General features: G+C 62.5%; 16 protein-coding genes. 11 read left to right on the top strand and 5 right to left on the bottom strand.

The annotated features are described in order from the left end of the window. Nucleotides 1–14 precede the first annotated feature (14 nt). The 3 genes from ABIE35_RS07280 to ABIE35_RS07270 are packed head-to-tail and all read left to right on the top strand — an operon-like array spanning nt 15 to nt 2243. A complete protein-coding gene (locus ABIE35_RS07280) occupies nt 15–794 on the top strand; it encodes a hypothetical protein (protein ID WP_354513613.1) in 780 nt (259 codons plus the stop codon). Beyond that, the gene (locus ABIE35_RS07275; RefSeq protein WP_354513612.1) at nt 791–1678 is read left to right on the top strand and encodes a hypothetical protein; all 888 of its coding nucleotides are present in this window, start codon (nt 791–793) and stop codon (nt 1676–1678) included. The genes ABIE35_RS07280 and ABIE35_RS07275 overlap by 4 nt, the downstream gene beginning before the upstream one ends. Before the next feature lie 13 nt (nt 1679–1691). Beyond that, entirely contained in the window at nt 1692–2243 is a 552-nt protein-coding gene (locus ABIE35_RS07270) for a dihydrofolate reductase family protein (protein ID WP_354513610.1), read from the top strand. Between the two features lie 4 nt (nt 2244–2247). On the opposite strand, the gene ABIE35_RS07265 is transcribed toward ABIE35_RS07270, so the two are convergent. Beyond that, nucleotides 2248–2712: a hotdog fold thioesterase gene (locus ABIE35_RS07265; RefSeq protein ID WP_354513608.1), complete on the bottom strand. Its 465-nt coding sequence runs from the start codon at nt 2710–2712 to the stop codon at nt 2248–2250. A 160-nt stretch (nt 2713–2872) separates the two neighbouring features. Here ABIE35_RS07265 and polA point away from each other — a divergent pair, with 160 nt between their 5' ends. Then, nucleotides 2873–5515: a DNA polymerase I gene (polA, locus tag ABIE35_RS07260; RefSeq protein WP_354513842.1), complete on the top strand. Its 2643-nt coding sequence runs from the start codon at nt 2873–2875 to the stop codon at nt 5513–5515. Between the two features lie 85 nt (nt 5516–5600). Continuing rightward, nucleotides 5601–6917: a GNAT family N-acetyltransferase gene (locus ABIE35_RS07255; protein ID WP_354513606.1), complete on the top strand. Its 1317-nt coding sequence runs from the start codon at nt 5601–5603 to the stop codon at nt 6915–6917. 34 nt (nt 6918–6951) lie between these two features. Here the strand turns inward: ABIE35_RS07255 and ABIE35_RS07250 are convergent, their stop codons facing one another. Continuing rightward, nucleotides 6952–7194 (bottom strand): hypothetical protein, encoded by a 243-nt coding sequence (locus tag ABIE35_RS07250; RefSeq protein WP_354513604.1) that lies wholly within the window; start codon nt 7192–7194, stop codon nt 6952–6954. 10 nt (nt 7195–7204) lie between these two features. On the opposite strand from ABIE35_RS07250, the gene ABIE35_RS07245 reads away from it, so the two are divergent. Both ABIE35_RS07245 and rpsA read left to right on the top strand, forming a co-directional pair. Further along, nucleotides 7205–7909, top strand: coding sequence for a polysaccharide deacetylase family protein (locus ABIE35_RS07245; protein ID WP_354513602.1), 705 nt, complete (start codon nt 7205–7207; stop codon nt 7907–7909). Between the two features lie 184 nt (nt 7910–8093). Beyond that, nucleotides 8094–9575, top strand: a complete 1482-nt coding sequence (gene rpsA, locus ABIE35_RS07240) for a 30S ribosomal protein S1 (RefSeq protein WP_026540604.1) — start codon at nt 8094–8096, stop codon at nt 9573–9575. A 98-nt stretch (nt 9576–9673) separates the two neighbouring features. Here rpsA and ABIE35_RS07235 read toward each other — a convergent pair whose 3' ends face one another. Further along, entirely contained in the window at nt 9674–10363 is a 690-nt protein-coding gene (locus ABIE35_RS07235) for an IMPACT family protein (RefSeq protein ID WP_354513600.1), read from the bottom strand. Between the two features lie 22 nt (nt 10364–10385). On the opposite strand from ABIE35_RS07235, the gene coaE reads away from it, so the two are divergent. The 4 genes from coaE to ABIE35_RS07215 all read left to right on the top strand — a co-directional run bounded on the left by coaE (nt 10386) and on the right by ABIE35_RS07215 (nt 16323). Beyond that, a complete protein-coding gene (gene coaE, locus ABIE35_RS07230; RefSeq protein ID WP_354513598.1) occupies nt 10386–11624 on the top strand; it encodes a dephospho-CoA kinase in 1239 nt (412 codons plus the stop codon). Between the two features lie 29 nt (nt 11625–11653). Continuing rightward, the gene (gene uvrB, locus ABIE35_RS07225) at nt 11654–13753 is read left to right on the top strand and encodes an excinuclease ABC subunit UvrB (protein ID WP_011774759.1); all 2100 of its coding nucleotides are present in this window, start codon (nt 11654–11656) and stop codon (nt 13751–13753) included. A 168-nt stretch (nt 13754–13921) separates the two neighbouring features. Next, nucleotides 13922–14947 (top strand): TerC family protein, encoded by a 1026-nt coding sequence (locus tag ABIE35_RS07220; RefSeq protein ID WP_354513596.1) that lies wholly within the window; start codon nt 13922–13924, stop codon nt 14945–14947. Between the two features lie 29 nt (nt 14948–14976). Beyond that, a complete protein-coding gene (locus ABIE35_RS07215) occupies nt 14977–16323 on the top strand; it encodes an MFS transporter (RefSeq protein WP_354513595.1) in 1347 nt (448 codons plus the stop codon). Here the strand turns inward: ABIE35_RS07215 and ABIE35_RS07210 are convergent. Together ABIE35_RS07210 and ABIE35_RS07205 are read right to left on the bottom strand one after the other, a co-directional pair. Next, nucleotides 16320–17687: an alpha/beta fold hydrolase gene (locus tag ABIE35_RS07210; protein ID WP_354513593.1), complete on the bottom strand. Its 1368-nt coding sequence runs from the start codon at nt 17685–17687 to the stop codon at nt 16320–16322. The genes ABIE35_RS07215 and ABIE35_RS07210 overlap by 4 nt on opposite strands. Further along, nucleotides 17659–18171, bottom strand: coding sequence for a GNAT family N-acetyltransferase (locus tag ABIE35_RS07205; RefSeq protein ID WP_354513591.1), 513 nt, complete (start codon nt 18169–18171; stop codon nt 17659–17661). Before ABIE35_RS07205 ends, ABIE35_RS07210 begins: the two co-directional genes overlap by 29 nt. Between the last annotated feature and the right edge of the window lie 32 nt (nt 18172–18203).

Genomic DNA, 18203 nt, shown 5'->3' with positions numbered 1-18203 from the left:
AGACAGATGCTCCCGTGGTTCGCTGGGTCCCCATCGGACCCGTTGGCCCGAACGATCCCACCTCCGGCCAGCGATACCTTTTGCTCCAGCAGTTCCAATGCGATGCCTTAGTGCAGAGCGTGGAGGGTGCCGACGACGCGGCAGTCTGGCTGGCGGGCGCCGCCGTGTGCAAGGCACTGCAGAGCGGCAGTCAGCAGGATTGGCAGCGGGCATCCATCGCAGTTGCTGCCACGCCCCGGATTCCGCAAACCCAGTGCCTTGAATTCCGGGTGGCCGCCACTTCAGCGTCGCTGCTCGCCCAACACCGCAGCAATCCCTACGCCGTCTTCAGCGTGGAGCCTGGACAGGGCGAAGCATGCCCGAGGCAGTTGGTTGGATTGACGGTGGTAGACGAAGAGCTCAGGCCGGTCCCCGGGCTGGCACGCGCGTCCGGGCCCAGCAGTGGTGGCACGATCGTTCGCTTGGACGGCTACTACGTCCGGGTGGGCGACGTCTTGTTTGACGGCGTTCCCGTGGATGCGGAGTTCGTTGGCGCCAGGGAAGACTACCAGCCCGTCTATCTGCGGATGCCCTCGTCAGGTGGCCGGGACTCGATCCGGATCTCCATCACGGACACCGTGGATATTGCCGGAACGGTGACCTTCTTCTACGACGACTCCGGAACCGCCACTGGCTCCGCACCACCCCCGGAGACCGCAAGCCCGGGCACCGGTACGCCTGGCCACAGTCCCTCCGGCACTCCATCCCCGACTGCGCCGCCGTCCGGCGCCGCCTCCCCAACGGCTGCGCCGTGAGCGACACACCGGAAACCGAAGAAGGAATCAACAACACACGCTGGCAGCGGACCCTTGAGGTCCTCTCGGTCATCGGTCCGCCGTTGACCATAGCCACGGCGCTGCTGGTCTATTTCGGGTGGGCGCGCACTGACGCCCAGGCCAAAGCCATGGGCCTGGATGTCAGCCTTTTCGGTTACACAGTCCAGGACTTTGTCCTGAGGAGTATCCAGTCGCTTTTCCAGCCGTTGGCATGGCTCGTGGTCATCGGTTTGCTGTGGCTCATGCTGGACCGCGCAGTAACGCGGCTCCTTGAAGCCGGGCGGCACAGAAAAGCCGTCCACTTGACCGCCACACTTGTGATGTTGCTCGGCTTTGCCTATGCCACGGCGATGTGGCTGGCTATTTCGGCACGTCCCGGCCAGATAGTGCTGTACGCGCCCTTCTTGATCGCCGGGGGATTGGTGGTGGGGGCCTGGGGCCTGAGTGTGCGACGCCGGGCGGTTGAGCGTGGCCACCCGGCGCAGAGGATCACCCCAAGGGCCCTGGAGAGGTCGCTGGTGTTCGTGCTGGTAACGCTCCTGCTGTTTTGGGGTACGTCGGATTACGCGCAGGCACTGGGGCGCGGGGCTGCCCTCGACTACGAGGAACGGTCCAGCCTTTTGCCCACGGCGGTGGTCTACAGCAAGGAACGTCTTGCGGTTGGCGCCCCGAACGTCCGCGAGGAGTCCGCGGGCTCGGACACGGCGCCCCTGTATCGGTACACCGGGTTGCGGTTGCTGGTGGTCAGCGGCGGACGGATCTTCCTGCTTAACGAAGGCTGGTCCCTGGAGCGGGGCCGCGTGGTGGTGCTGCAGGATGATGGCAGTGTCCGCGTGGAGTATGGGAACCCCACGGCGGATTGACTAGTCTGGGCCCATGTCGACGTTTCAGTACTACGTAGCTTGCACCATCGACGGCTTCATAGCCTCCCCGGACGACGACCTTGGCTGGCTCCTGCAGTTCGACCGGGTTGAGGGCGTAAACCAGGGCATCGAGTCCTTCATGGCGGGCGTCGGGTGCATCGTCATGGGCGGGGACACCTACCGCTGGCTCATGGAACACGAGCCGGGCCAATGGCCCTATCCGGACACTCCCTGCTGGGTGTTCACCCACCATGAGTACTCGGCTCCGGCCGGAGCCGACATCACCTTCGTCCGGGGAGACGTCCGCGAGTTCACCCCGGACCTGCTCAGGGACGCCGGGGACAAGAATGTCTGGTTGGTGGGCGGAGGCGACCTCGTGGCCCAGTTCGCCAATGCCGGGCTGCTGGACGAGATGATCGTCACGATCGTGCCCGTGGTGTTGGGCGCGGGGAAGCCGCTGTTGCCGCTTAAAGGCCCGACGGCGCCCCTGGAGTTGGTTTCGCACAAGATCCTTGGCGGGGCCGCGGCCGAGCTTCACTACCGGCTGCCCAAGGGCTCGGATTAGGTGCTCAGTGCCGGTTGTGCCGGATCATGTTGGTAATCCGGGCGGTCGAGAGCCGGCGGCCCTTGTCATCGGTCATCACGATCTCGTGCGTGGCCAGGGTTCCGCCCAGGTGAATCGCCGTGCACGTGCCCGTCACCAGGCCGCTGGCCACTGAACGGTGGTGTGTTGCGCCCACCTCAATGCCTACGGCATGGCGCCCCCGGCCGGCATGGAGGGATGCCGCGAACGATCCCAGGGTCTCGGCGAGGACAACGTGGGCCCCGCCGTGAAGGATGCCCGCTACCTGTGTGTTTCCTTCCACCGGCATGGTGGCGACCATTCGTTCCGCGCTCATCTCCGTAAACCGGATCCCGAGCTTCACCACCAGTGCACCCACACCGTGTGCCGAGAGCCAATCGTGGAATTCTTCGGGCACCCCTGCCTCGTTGAGCTCATCGGCAAAGGGGTTCGGCGTGAAATTGTCCATCATGCCAACTAGGCTGGCACCTGTGAGTGAAACAACCAAACCGGACCAGGTTCCAACGGCCCAAGCTGCTGCCATTGCGACAGCCCCCACCCCCTCTGCCACAGCATCCGCCAGCACCACGGGGGAGGGCCGGCCCAGGTTGCTGGTCCTTGACGGCCACTCGATGGCGTTCCGGGCTTTCTATGCCCTTCCTGCAGAGAATTTCTCCACTGCCAGGGGCCAGTACACCAACGCAGTCCATGGGTTCACCTCCATGTTGATCAACTTGATCAAGGACCAGAAGCCCACGCACGTCGCCGTAGCTTTTGACGTCTCCGACGACACCACGTTCCGCAAGGCCGAATACAGCGAATACAAGGGCGGGCGCAACGCGACGCCCGCAGAGTTCGCCGGCCAGATCGGCCTCATCGCCAAGGTCATGGAGGCCTGGGGCATCAAGACCATCGCCATGCCCGGGTACGAGGCAGATGATGTCCTGGCCACGCTGGCCGCGCAGGGGGACGCCGCAGGCTTCGAAGTCCTTCTCGTTTCCGGCGACAGGGATGCGTTCCAGCTGATCAACGACAACGTCTTTGTGCTCTACCCCAAGCAGGGCGTGAGCAACATTCCCAAAATGGACGCTGCGGCGATTGAAGAGAAGTACTTCGTCAAGCCCGGCCTGTACTCGGACCTCGCCGCCCTCGTTGGCGAGACCGCTGACAACCTGCCCGGCGTCCCGGGCGTTGGCCCCAAGACAGCTGCAAAGTGGATCAATCTCTACGGCGGCCTTGAAGGCATCCTGGAAAACCTTGACTCCATCGGCGGCAAGGTGGGCGGTGCCCTGAAGGAGAACCTGGAGAACGTCAAGCGGAACCGCCGGCTGAACCAGTTGCTGACCGACCTCGACCTTCCCCTCACCTTGGCTGACTTGCACGAGCCACGTCCGGATCGCCAGGCGATCGAGGAACTCTTCGAGGAACTTGAGTTCAGGACCCTCCGCACGCGGCTGTTCGATCTCTACGGCGATGACACGGCAGGAGAGGCTCCGGACACCATTGAGGCCCCGGAGTTCGCGACGCTCACTGATGCTCCCGGGCTGGAGTCCTTCTTCACTGCAGGAGCAGGGATGCGCTCCGCCCTCGCCGTGCATCTGGTTCCCGGCAGGATCGGCGACGACGCGAATGCCCTGGCTGTGGTCAGGAACAACGGCGCCGCATATATAGACCTCACCGCCTTGGATGCGGCGGCGGAGGCTGTAGTGGCTACGTGGCTGCGGGACCCCGAGGAAGCCAAAGTCCTGCACGAGTTCAAGTCCGCACTCAAGGCCTTGCACCACCGGGGCCTAGCCTTGGAAGGCGTGGTGGATGACACCTCCATCTCGGGCTACCTGATCCAGCCGGACCGCCGCAGCTACGACCTCGCCGAGCTCGCCCAAGTGCACTTGAAGATCTCACTCAGCACGGGCGTTGCCAGTTCCGGCCAGCTGGAGCTTGACCTCTCCGGGGAGACGGACCAAGCTGCCGCAGCAGCGCTCGTACAGCAGGCCGCCGTCGTGCATGCCCTCAGCAAGCACTTCGAAACTGAACTCGCCGCTATCAAGGCCGATGCCTTGTTGACCACGCTGGAACTTCCCGTGGCCCGCGTGCTGGCCCACATGGAACTGACGGGCATTTTCGTTTCCACGGACCGCATGGACGAGCAACTAGCGGACCTCACCAAGGTGATCGAGAACGCCCAGGAGCAGGCGTTCGCTGCGATCGGGCACGAGGTCAACCTCGGATCACCCAAGCAGCTTCAGACTGTCCTTTTCGAGGAACTTGGGCTGCCCAAGACCAAGAAGATCAAGTCCGGCTACACCACCGATGCCGCGTCCCTGAAGGGCTTGCTGGAAAAGACCGGTCACGAATTCCTGGTCCAGCTCATGGCCCACCGCGAGTCGTCCAAGCTGGCCCAGATGGTGGAGACGCTCAAGAAGTCGGTCGCGGAGGACGGCCGTATACACACCACGTATGCCCAGAACATCGCAGCCACCGGCCGCATTTCCTCCAACAACCCCAACCTGCAAAACATCCCGGTCCGCAGCGAAGAGGGCCGGCGGGTTCGCGGAATCTTTGTGGTCAGCGAAGGCTACGAGTGCCTGTTGTCGGCAGACTACTCGCAGATTGAAATGCGTATCATGGCACACCTTTCCGGTGACGAGGCCCTGATCCAGGCATACCGCGACGGAGAAGACCTGCACCGTTTCGTGGGTTCGCGGATCTTCAATGTAGAGCCGGCCGAAGTCACCAGCGCCATGCGATCCAAGGTGAAGGCGATGTCTTATGGCCTCGCGTATGGACTCACGTCCTTCGGGCTCTCCAAGCAGTTGGAGATCTCCGTGGACGAGGCCCGCACGCTCATGAAGGACTACTTCGACCGCTTCGGCGGCGTGCGCGACTACCTGCGTGGTGTCGTCGACCAAGCCCGGACGGACGGCTACACAGCCACCATCGAGGGCCGCCGCCGCTACCTCCCTGACCTGACCAGCACCAACCGGCAGGCGAGGGAAGCAGCAGAACGCATCGCCTTGAACTCGCCCATCCAGGGCTCTGCAGCAGACCTTATCAAGCGCGCCATGCTTGGCGTGTCCGCCGAGCTCGCCAGCCAGGGCCTGAAGTCCCGGATGTTGCTGCAGGTCCACGATGAACTCGTGCTGGAAGTGGCACCGGGAGAGCGCGAAGCCGTGGAAAAGCTGGTCATCGAGCAGATGGGATCAGCTGCTGAGTTGTCAGTGCCGCTCGATGTCCAAATCGGCATTGGTTCCAGCTGGTACGAGGCCGGGCACTAGTCCGGGCACGGAATTCCGGGTATCGCCGCAGGGCGCGCCGCCGAGATGGTGGCGCGCCCTGCGGCGTCTGGCTAGGCTCGGGATCGTGGCTGATCCCAATGAACCAACCTCCCGGAAATATTCCGTCCAGCGTTTCCCCGCTGTCGCCGATAAGGAAGACTCCGATGCCTACAGCCGCTGTGCCACCTGGGTGCAGGCTGTATCGCACGGATTTCACCAGCAACGGCGTGACGACGAGTACCTCGCGAAGACCCTTGCCGCCTACCAGGCGGACAAGCGCGAACTGACAGGCGTTTACGCCACGGGCACCGTTCCTGAGCACTCCCTCGGGGCGAATGTGCCGGTGGCAACTTACGCCACCATGCGCAAGACCTTAAATATCGGTTTTGGCCGACAGTTGGAGTCCAACCTGGTCACAGCTGTGACGGTCCGTGGAACGCACCGCCGTCAAGGAATCCTGCGTGGCATGATCACGGCCGACCTGGAGGGCGCCAAGGATGACGGCCTGGCCATGGCGGCACTGACGGCTTCGGAAGGTTCCATCTATGGTCGTTTCGGTTTCGGTGTGGCTACCTTTGAGCGCAGCATCAAGGTTGACACCGGACCCCGCTTCCGGATGAAGGGCCAACCGGAGGGAACTGTGGAAGTCGCGGATCCTTCCGTGCTGCTTGAATTGGCGCCCAAGGTGTTCGAGCGCGTCCAGCGGCTGTCGCCGGGCTCGGTGGACCGGCAGGAGTATTACCGGCTTGCTGCCTCCGGCTCCCTCGGGCAGGATGGCAAGCCCGACACCACCGTCCGCTGCGCCCTGCACTACGACCTTTCCGGAGCGTTGGACGGCTACGTCTCGTACCGGTTCAAGGGCTGGGACCACAAGCCATACACCATGGAAATTGTGGACCTCGTTGCCGCTACCAACGCCGCCTACCTCGATCTGTGGCGCTTCCTGGGCAGCATCGACCTCATCGAGGACGTGACGTGGGCTGAGGCCCCTGTGGACGATCCCTTGGCATGGGCCTTGGAGGACCCACGGTGCATCGAGGCCTCCGAGGTCCGCGACATGTTGTGGCTCCGGATCCTGGATACCCCGGCCGCCTTGCAGGCACGCCGCTTCGCCTCTGCAGGACGCCTGGTCCTGGAAGTGACGGACTCCCTGTCGCTGGCAGGCGGCACCTGGGTCCTGGAGTCCGACGGCGGTGCTGCCGCCGTCGTGACTGAAGCTTCGGGCCAATCAGCAGACCTGACGATGGACGTGGCCGACCTCGCGTCCATCTATCTTGGTGCAGTGTCTCCGGTAACCCTTGCTGCTGCGGGACGCATCCGTGAGAAGTCGGCCGGTGCCGCATTCCTGGCCCAGCAACTGTTCGCGGTGGAACGCCCGGCGCATTGCCTGACGCACTTCTAAGCTGCACCACGTCATCAAAAGCACATAGCCACACCTAGTTAAGGACATCCATGGGGGATTCCACGCGGCGGCCTTTGGCCGGCCGGCGATCAGTGCTGCTTGGAATGGCGGGCCTCGCGTCAGCTGCGTTGGCGGCGTGCGCATCGGTCGAGGGACCGTCAGGATCGGCATCACCGGCGGTTGCGCCGCCGACAGGCCCGGCCACGCCGCCGCCGTCGATTGCTGCAACATCAAGCGAACAGGCCGCTGCTGCCCTTGTGCCTACGGTAATCGCCACAGCGGCCACAGTGCCCGACAAAAAGCAGATCCTGGCCGAATTCGCTGGCAGGCGGCCCATTGAGTGGGGGCTGCACATTACGGGAGTGGTGAACAATTCGCCGTCGAAGCACGTGGCGTTGACGTTCGACGCGTGCGGCGGCCCCGGGGGCACTGGTTGCGACCACGCCCTGCTGACGACACTCCGCCGGCTCAATGTCCCGGCGACGCTGTTCATCAACAGCCGCTGGCTCCACGCCAACCCATCGCTGGCCGCCGAGCTGGCCGCCGACCCACTGTTCGAACTGGCCAACCATGGCACCCTGCATCAGCCCCTGTCCGTCAACGGAAGGTCTGCCTACGGGATCCCTGGGACAGCCGACACTGCTGCTGCCTACGACGAGTTGATGGGAAACCAGGCGCTGATGCAGGAGCTCGACGGCTCCGCTCCCAGGTTCTTCCGGCCGGGAACTGCCTTCTACGACGACGTCGCTGTGGAGATGACGCGCAGGCTTGGCATGCTGCCGGTCAACTTCACCATCAACGGTGACGGTGGGGCCACCTACCCGGCGGCCACCGTCGCAGCCGAGGTGGCCCGCGCCGCTGCCGGCGACATTGTGATATCGCACTTCAACAGGCCTGCCGCGGGCACTGCCGAAGGCTACGCCCGGGCTTTGCCGGGAATGCTGGACAGGGGTGCCACGTTTACCCGTCTGGGAGACGTACTGACCACGTGACACTCCTTTTGACCCTGCTTTGCCAATGCGACTAGAATAAACGGGCGTGTACTACGTGCATGCATCCATTTTGTATTAATCCACAAATCAGGATGACCCGGTATTTTGCCGTGTTCTGCCGTCCGGACCCGGACGGCAGCGGTTTGCCTGACCGACTCACTATCCACAACGGAGCCCCTACTACATGACCATCACCTCCACCGAGAAGCCCGGTACCCCCGTAGTCGCTATTAACGACATCGGTACCGCTGAGGACTTCCTCGCAGCTGTCGACGCCACCATCAAGTACTTCAACGACGGAGACCTCGTCGAAGGTACCGTCGTCAAGGTCGACCGCGACGAAGTTCTGCTCGACATCGGTTACAAGACCGAAGGTGTCATCCCTTCCCGCGAGCTTTCCATCAAGCACGATGTCGATCCCGGTGACGTTGTCGCCGTTGGCGATCAGGTCGAAGCTTTGGTTCTCACCAAGGAAGACAAAGAAGGCCGTCTGATCCTCTCCAAGAAGCGTGCTCAGTACGAGCGCGCCTGGGGCGACATCGAGAAGGTCAAGGAAGAAGACGGTGTCGTCACCGGTACCGTCATCGAGGTTGTCAAGGGTGGCCTCATCCTGGACATCGGCCTGCGTGGCTTCCTGCCCGCATCCCTCGTCGAGATGCGCCGCGTCCGCGACCTCGCTCCGTACATCGGTCAGCAGATCGAAGCCAAGATCATCGAGCTGGACAAGAACCGCAACAACGTTGTGCTGTCCCGCCGTGCATGGCTCGAGCAGACCCAGTCCGAGGTTCGCTCCACGTTCCTCAACAAGCTGGAAAAGGGCCAGGTTCGTCCGGGCGTTGTTTCCTCCATCGTCAACTTCGGTGCCTTCGTGGACCTGGGCGGCGTAGACGGCCTCGTTCACGTTTCCGAGCTGTCCTGGAAGCACATCGACCACCCCTCCGAGGTTGTCGAGGTTGGCCAGGAAGTCACCGTCGAGGTCCTCGAAGTGGATCTGGACCGCGAGCGTGTCTCCCTGTCGCTCAAGGCTACGCAGGAAGATCCGTGGCAGACCTTCGCCCGCACCCACGCCCTCGGCCAGGTTGTTCCGGGTAAGGTCACCAAGCTGGTTCCGTTCGGTGCGTTCGTTCGCGTCGAAGACGGCATCGAAGGCCTCGTGCACATCTCCGAGCTGGCTGTCCGCCACGTGGAGCTCGCCGAGCAGGTTGTCTCCGTTGGCGACGAACTGTTCGTCAAGGTCATCGACATCGACCTCGAGCGTCGCCGCATCTCCCTCTCCCTCAAGCAGGCTAACGAGGGCGTTGACGCTGACAGCACCGAGTTCGATCCCGCTCTGTACGGCATGGCCGCTGAGTACGACGAAGAGGGCAACTACAAGTACCCTGAGGGCTTCGACCCCGAGTCGAACGAATGGCTCGAAGGCTACGAGACCCAGCGTGCAGCTTGGGAGCAGCAGTACGCTGACGCCCAGACCCGTTGGGAAGCCCACAAGAAGCAGGTTGCCCAGCACGCTGCTGACGACGCTGCTGCTGCAACGTCCGGTGAGAGCGATTCCGGCACCACGAGCTACTCCTCGGAGCCGGCTGCTGCTGAGTCCAACACCGGCGGCGGTACCCTGGCGTCCGACGAAGCACTCGCCGCACTGCGTGAGAAGCTGACCGGCAACTAATTCCGCCTCCCTCACGGGATGTGCTGAATAGCCAAAGAAGGACCCCTGCCTCCGGGCGGGGGTCCTTCTGCTTTAAACCTTCGCGATGTGGGAACTGCTCAGCGGTGGACGTCTACCCATTCGGTTCCCTGCGGCCGCAGCTCAAGATGTCCAGCCGTCAGTGAAGCCAACCGCGCGCGTGCCTCGGAGATTGCCGTTGCTTCGTCGGGCAAGGCGAGTTGAAGAACCGCGTGCTGGGGTTCGTATCCGGTGTCCGCCATGACGTACCCGGCGCCGCGAAGCTCGTTTTCCAAGCGGCCCGCCTCGGCATGGGGGACATCAATGGCGCACAGGCGCAATCTTCGCCGATGAACCAACGGAGCCTGGTCCAAACCAGCGGACACCGATTCGGAGTATGCACGGACCAGTCCGCCCGCGCCCAGGAGAATCCCGCCAAAATAGCGCACGACGACGACACTGACGTCGCTGAGGTCCGTCACCCGTGGTGAGGTCTCACGTTTGACGAGTGCCTCCAGCATGGGTATGCCTGCCGTACCCGACGGTTCGCCGTCGTCGCTGGAACGTTGAATCATCCGATCCGGACCTATGACGAAGGCTGAGCAGTGATGTCGGGCGTCGTGGAATTCACGCCGAAGGTCACTGACCAGTGAACGCGCGGTTTCCTCATCGGGTGAGCGCCGAAGGACTGTGATGAAGCGGGACCGCCGGATCTCCAGTTCGTGTCGGAAATCCGAACCAGCCGCGATTGTCGTATACGTTGTCGCGCGGCTGTCATCCTCATTTTCCACCGCTTCAGTCTAGTGTTGGAGGGTGCTGAAGATTGGGTTGACGGGCGGCATCGCCTCGGGGAAATCGCTGGTGGCGTCCAGATTGCGGGAATTGGGTGCCATCCTCGTGGACGCGGACGTCCTTGCGCGGCAAGTGGTGGAGCCTGGAACTCCTGGGCTGACCCGCGTTGTGGAAGCGTTCGGCCCTGGAATTCTCGACTCTGATGGAAGGCTTGATCGGCCCAAGCTCGGAGCTATCGTGTTCCAGGATCCCACCCAGCGCGAAGTGCTCAATGGCATCGTTCACCCGCTTGTCCGCGAAGCAGCGGGCACGATTGTTTCAGGTGCCGGCCCTGGCGACATCGTGGTCCAGGACATTCCGCTGCTGGTCGAGACCGGGCAGGGCAGCAACTTCCACTTGGTGGTGGTGGTGGATGCGCCGGAGACGGTTCGCATCCAACGAATGGTGCATTCCCGGGCGATGACTCCCGACGATGCCCGTGCCCGTATAGCAGCCCAGGCCACGCGGGAGGAACGCAATTCTGCTGCCGACGTTGTCCTGGCCAACGACGGTGACCGCGAAGAGCTCCTTGCCAAGGTTGAGGCATTATGGACGGACAGGTTGTTGCCTTTTGCCAAGAATCTCAGCCAGGGAGCCAGGGCTGAACGGCACGTTGGGCCGGTCATGACGCCATACAACAGTGACTGGAGCAGGCAGGCTGATCGCCTCGCCGCCCGTATTACCGTTGCTGCCCCCCACCACATCCTGGCGGTGGACCACATCGGCTCTACATCGGTGCCTGGACTGGCAGCCAAGGATGTGATCGACCTTCAGGTGGCGGTTTCCGACCTCGGGGTCGCTGATCTGATCGCGGATCAGCTCGCAGCAGCCGGATTCCCGGCTGTCCCGGGAGCCAACCGGGACACTCCAAAATCCATTCAGCCTGATCCTGCAGAATGGCAGAAGCGGTTCCACGCCAGCGCCGATCCCGGCCGGCCGGTGAATCTGCATGTCCGCGTGGCCGGGTCGCCAGGGTGGCGGTACGCATTGCTGTTCCGTGACTGGTTGCGCTCTGAGCCCTCCGCCGCCGAGATGTACGAGGCGTATAAGCGCAAGTTGGCCACCACCTTTGCGGCCGATGGGGGCACGTCCGCCTATGCCGATGCCAAAGAGCCATGGTTTACCGATGTTGCCTGGCCACTCATGGATGAGTGGGCCAAGCGCACAGGGTGGCAGCCGCCGTCGTATATGTCTTCAGCTGAAGGCAAACGCGGACAGTAGCTGTCCTAGGGCAGGGGTAGATTGGTTTTATGAGCCTTGCCCAGGAAATCAACCGTGTCGTCGCACCTTTCGAAGTAATCAGTGAGTTTAAACCCGCCGGTGATCAGCCGACAGCCATTGCAGAACTGACGGAACGAATCAACAACGGTGAAAAAGACGTAGTCCTCCTCGGCGCCACTGGTACGGGTAAAAGTGCCACCACGGCGTGGCTCATCGAGCAGGTCCAGCGACCCACCTTGGTGATGGTCCAGAACAAAACACTCGCCGCGCAGCTGGCCAATGAGTTCAGGGAGCTGCTGCCCAACAACGCAGTCGAGTACTTTGTCTCCTACTACGACTACTACCAACCCGAAGCATATGTAGCACAGACGGATACCTTCATTGAGAAAGATTCCTCCATTAATGAGGAAGTCGAACGCCTCCGGCACTCTGCCACCAACGCCCTGCTGACCCGTCGCGACGTCATTGTGGTGGCCACGGTGTCCTGCATCTACGGTCTGGGCACGCCCGAAGAGTACATCGCCGGCATGGTGACGCTCCGCAAGGGTGCGGAAATGAATCGGGACCACCTCCTGCGCAAGTTCGTTTCCATGCAGTACGCCCGCAACGACATGGACTTCCACCGGGGAACGTTCCGCGTCCGCGGTGACACCGTGGAGATTATCCCCATGTACGAGGAACTGGCGATCAGGATCGAATTCTTCGGTGACGAGATCGAGAACATCCAGACCCTCCACCCCCTGACCGGAGAGGTTCTCCGCGACGAAGAGGAGATGTACGTTTTCCCGGCGTCGCACTATGTTGCCGGTCCGGAGCGCATGGCCCGTGCCATCAAGCGCATCGAGGACGAACTCGCCGACCGTTTGAAGGTCCTCGAAGGCCAGAACAAGCTGGTGGAGGCCCAGCGCCTCCGGATGCGCACCACGTACGATCTCGAGATGATGCAGCAGATGGGTTTCTGCAACGGCATTGAGAACTACTCCGTGCATATTGACGGCCGTAATCCCGGGACCGCCCCGCATTGCCTCATCGACTACTTCCCGGACGACTTCCTGCTGGTCGTAGACGAATCACACGTCACCATCCCGCAGATCGGTGCCATGTATGAGGGCGACATGTCACGCAAGCGGAACCTCGTGGACTTCGGCTTCCGCCTCCCGTCCGCCATGGACAACCGGCCGCTGAAGTGGGATGAGTTCCTCGAACGCATCGGCCAGACGGTTTACCTGTCCGCAACGCCCGGTAAGTATGAGCTCGGAAAAGCTGATGGCTATGTGCAGCAGATCATTCGTCCCACCGGCCTCATCGATCCCGAGGTAGTGGTCAAGCCCACCAAGGGACAGATCGACGACCTCCTCGGTGAAATCAGGACCCGCACGGAAAAGAATGAACGCGTTCTGGTCACCACGTTGACCAAGCGCATGGCGGAGGATCTCACAGATTACCTGGTGGGCCACGGCGTCAAGGTGGAGTACTTGCACTCCGACGTCGACACCCTCCGGCGCGTGGAACTGCTCCGTGAGCTGCGGATGGGCGTGTTCGATGTCCTCGTAGGCATCAACCTCCTCCGCGAAGGCCTTGACCTGCCTGAGGTTTCCCTCGTGAGCATCCTCGACGCTGACAAGGAAGGTTTCCTGCGTTCTTCCACCTCGCTCATCCAGACCATCGGCCGCGCAGCGCGTAACGTGTCGGGCCAAGTCCACATGTACGCGGACCGGATTACCGACTCCATGGCCCACGCCATTGAAGAAACCAACCGGCGCCGTGCCATCCAGGTGCAGTACAACACGGACCATGGCATTGATCCGCAGCCGTTGCGGAAGAAAATTGCTGATATCACGGACCAGTTGGCCAAGGAAGACGCAGACACCCAGGAACTGCTCAACAACAACCGACTCGCCAAGGGCGGCAAACGCGGCAAGTCGGCAGCCAAGGGTGCGGCGACAGTTCGGCAGGACGGCCTTGCCGCCGCTCCCGCCGAGGACTTGGTGGGACTCATTGAGCAACTCACCGAACAGATGCACGGGGCGGCTGCTGAACTGCAGTTCGAAGTCGCCGCCCGCATCCGTGACGAAGTCAAGGAGTTGAAGCGCGAATTACGCCAGATGCAGTCCGCCGGGCACGCCTAAGGTAAGGTTTAGGTCACGTAGGGGAGTATCCCAAGCGCTACGTCCGTCAGCACGCAAGGCACAGATGCCTCGCCGGATCTAGCGGGCCGCCAATTTTTGCATTCACCGCACCCTGGCAGGCCGGAGAGACTTACACCGCTTTCCCGTACCCTGCGAAAGGCACCTTTAATGCAGCTTCCCGTCTGGTTTGAGATCGGCTCGTTTGTCGTTCTCGGAATCATCCTGCTGATCGACCTCCTGTTGGTCGTCAAGCGTCCCCATGAACCTTCCATGAAAGAAGCCGGCCTGTGGGTCGCCTTCTATGTAGGACTGGCACTGCTCTTTGCCGTGGCCATGTTCATCTTTGCCGGTGCAGAGTATGGCGGCCAGTTCGTCGCCGGCTGGGTCACTGAGTACAGCCTGAGCATCGATAACCTCTTCGTTTTCATCATCATCATGGCCCGTTTCTCGGTGCCCCGTAAGTACCAGCAGGAAGTGCTGATGGTGGGCATCATCATCGCGCTGATCCTCCGCGGTATCTTCATCGCGCTGGGTGCCGTGGTCATCGAGCAGTTCAGCTGGGTCTTCTACATCTTCGGCGCCTTCCTGCTGTGGACTGCCTGGAAGCAGGCGAAGGACTCCGGCGAAGACGAGGAAGACACCGAGAACCCTCTCATTGCCCGCCTCCGCAAGGTCCTGCCGATGTCCGAAAAGTTCGACGGCAACAAGATCCGCACCACTGTGGACGGCAAGAAGGTCTTCACCCCCATGCTGATCGTCTTCATCACGATCGGCCTGACAGACCTCCTCTTCGCAGTGGACTCCATCCCGGCGATCTTCGGCCTGACGCAGAGCGCGTTCATCGTGTTCACTGCGAACATCTTCGCGCTGATGGGCCTGCGCCAGCTGTACTTCCTCCTCGGTGGTCTCATGACCCGCCTGGTGTACCTCAAGCACGCACTGTCCGTCATCCTGGCGTTCATTGGCGTCAAGCTCGTCCTGCACGCCATGCACGTCAACGAGCTTCCGTTCATCAACGGCGGACAGCACATCGAATGGGCACCGGAAATCCCCACCTACGTTTCCTTGGCGGTCATCGTTGGAACGATCGTAGTTGCGGTTGTAGCCAGCCTCCTGAGCCCGGCAGCACGCCAGGCCAAGATCGATGCCCGTTTGGAAGAAGACGCACGAAAGAGCATGAGCGAGGCAGAGTAACTCTCCTCGGAAAGTTGTAGTCTCGTGAAGTGACTACCACTTCAACTACGGCGCTGGACCCACAACGGGTTCAGCGCCGTACTGTTTTCCTGCTCAGTTCCGCACAACTTCTCAGCGGAGTCGGCAACGGAGCAACGCTCTCCATCGGATCGTTGCTGGCAGTGGACCTATCAGGTTCAGAAGCCTGGGCAGGCTCCATCACCACAGTGCTGACACTGGCCGCAGCGATCGCGGCCCTGCCCCTGGCGCGGCTGGCCGAAACGCGGGGACGCCGGACAGGTCTGGTTACAGGACTGGTGGCCGCGATGATGGGGGCGCTGTTGATTATCGCGTCCGTGGTGGGGCAGTCCTTCGTGCTGCTCTTGTTGGGCGCAGCTTTCCTGGGTCTTGGAACCGCCGCGAACCTGCAGGCGAGGTTCGCCGCCGTCGACCTCGCTGACCCGGAGCACCGCGGCCGGTCATTGTCCACCGTGGTCTGGGCCATCACTATTGGTGCTGTCGCGGGCCCCAACCTGATCCAGCCCGGTGCAGTGGTTGGGGAGGCACTCGGGCTGCCGCCCATTGCCGGTCCCTTCGTATTTTCTGCGGCCGGCCTGTTCCTGGCAGCTGTCCTGTTGTTCGCAGGCCTCCGCCCGGACCCCCTGTTGCTGTCCCGGCGGCTGGCATCCCAGGCAAACGGCGACGCAGGGGAAGGCGCGCTGCCTGTCAGGGGGACCATCCGTTCAGGATTGAGTGCCGTTCGCTCATCACCGTCGGCGATGCTGGCCTTGGCCGCCGTTGTGGCTGCGCACGGCGTCATGGTGGCCGTCATGTCCATGACGCCCCTCCACCTTCAGCAACTCGTCGGCGGTTCACACGCAGGCCATCATGGCGGAACCTCCGACAGCGCGGATGCCTTGGTAATCATCGGCCTCACGATTTCGCTTCACATTGCCGGAATGTTTGCGTTGTCGCCTCTATGGGGGTGGCTGACTGACAAAGCAGGGCGCCTGCAAACCATCGCCATGGGACACGGCCTGTTGCTGGTCGCCGTGTTCATTGCCGGGTTTGGCCAGCATGAGCCTGGTCTTGTCACCGCTGGCCTTATCCTCCTGGGTTTGGGCTGGTCTGCGGCCACCATCGCAGGTTCAACGTTGCTGGCTGAAAGCGTTGCCCCCGATGCGCGAGTTACCGTTCAGGGCGTCTCTGACACACTCATGGGTGGCGCCGGCGCCATCGGTGGCGCCACCTCCGGTCTGCTGCTCGCGTGGATCGGTTACCAGGGCTTGAACATGGCGTCCAGCGTTCTGGCCGCTGTGGTGCTGGCCTTGACGCTCGTCATGGCCGTACGGTCAGCAAGGGCCCGCAACGCGCCGGCGCTCCAGCCACCGGCCTAGCGGACTGCCCGAACCATCCCAAGGAGACGTGCGAAGATTCCCTCGCCATCTTCCCCAATACCATCGTGGTGGAAGTCTGCGGTGACCCATGGTTGAAGCCCACGCACTGCCGCAGCCGTTTCCAGGGACAGATCATGATCTACGTAGATATCATCCTTGTAGACGGCGGCCGCCACGGGGACGGTGTTTGCCGCCAGGCGTTCGGGACTGTACAGGGGCTTCCAGTCCTTCTTGGCGGCCAACAGCACAGCCACGTCCCGCAGGGGCACCAAGGCTGGATCCTGTTCGAAATACCAGGGGTAGACCATCTCACCGGTGAGCAGTGGCTCGTTCGCGTCGGGTTTGAATTCCGGATGGTCCTCCAGCACCCGCCACGCGGCCCAGTCGGTTGCCTCACCCTGTCCGTAAATCGACTCGTGCATGACGGCGTACAGAGGATTGGCCGCGCGACTTACGAGGCCCCGCACTTGTTCAAGGAACGCATCGGACAGGCGTGGACCGGAAGGAGTGTCAATAAATGCATCCTCCAGGAGGTAGTGCAGCGCATCCACCCGGGTGTTGCCCCCGAGGAAGGACCCGACCATCTGGAAACGCTCGGTCGTGAGCCTTTCGCCGCTGGCGAGGAACTCAGCATGCTGGTCCAGGTGGCGGGCGATCCGGGTGACGATGTCCCGGTCTTCCGGGTACCAGGAGAAGTATTCCGCGTTCCGCAAAGCGACACGGTGGAACGTGGCCTGGTACACGCGGTCCGCCGGACCGTGGAGCGGCGCCAGCCCACCGGTGATAAGGACCTCGCGGAGGCCCTCCGGTGCGAAGGACAGGTACGTCAACGCGCAGAAGCCGCCGAAACTCTGGCCGAGGACAGACCATGGACCGGAACCGAGCACACGGCGGATGTACTCAGCGTCAGCCACGATCGAGTCGGCACGGAAGTGGGTCAGGTATTCGGCTTGTGCTGAAGGGTCGCCCCGGAGTTCGAGTGACTGTTGTTCAACGGGTGTGGACAAGCCTGTGCCGCGTTGGTCGAGCATCAGGATGCGGAAGTCCTTCGCGGCCGCCTTCATCCAACCCGACAATGATGTGACCCGGTTGCCGCGGCCGCCCGGGCCGCCTTGCAGGAACAACAACCAGGGCAGCCTGGCGGCTTCCTCGGCCGTGTGGTCGGTGGATGAGTATTCCCTGGCGAAAACCGTGATGGTCTCGCCGGCAGAAACTGATTCATCCGGTGCGTGCACCAGGGGAACGGTGAAGTAATGCTCCGCCGTTCGCAAGCCACGGAACTCGTGGCGCGCGTGGACACTGTGCACGCCGGCAGTGCTACGGCCGGGGTACTGGTCAGCCACGGGCGAGAGCTTCGTTGGCATGGCCCGCTTTCGCGCCGAACGCCTCAAGTGCCTCGCCCGTCAGGCGGAACGTGGACCACTCTTCCATGGGGAAAGCGCCCAGATTCTTGTAGAACTCGATCGATGGTTCGTTCCAGTCAAGGACGCTCCACTCAACACGGGCGTAGCCACGTTCGACGGCGGTGGCCGCCAGATGCTGCAACAGCGCCTTGCCATGGCCCTCGCCACGTGCGTCGGGGATTACGTAGAGGTCCTCCAAGTAGATGCCGTGGACGCCCTCCCAGGTGGAGTAGTTCAGGAACCAGAGGGCGAACCCTTGAACTGTGCCGTTACTGTTTTCGGCGATGGTGGCGTAGACACGGGGGTTCTCGCCGAAGAGTACGTCGGTGAGCATGGCCGGGGTATTTTTGACCGCGTCCGGCTCCTTCTCGTAGATCGCAAGATCATGGATCATCCGGAGGATGGCAGGGACGTCGTCTACAGTAGCTGGGCGGATTACACTCATGGCTTCGAGCTTACTAGGCGAGCCGTACCTGC

Source organism: Paenarthrobacter sp. 4246 (assembly GCF_040546855.1).
GTDB lineage: Bacteria > Actinomycetota > Actinomycetes > Actinomycetales > Micrococcaceae > Arthrobacter.
The sequence above is the reverse complement of the archived record's forward strand: the minus strand, read 5'-3'. Positions and strand labels throughout refer to the sequence as shown.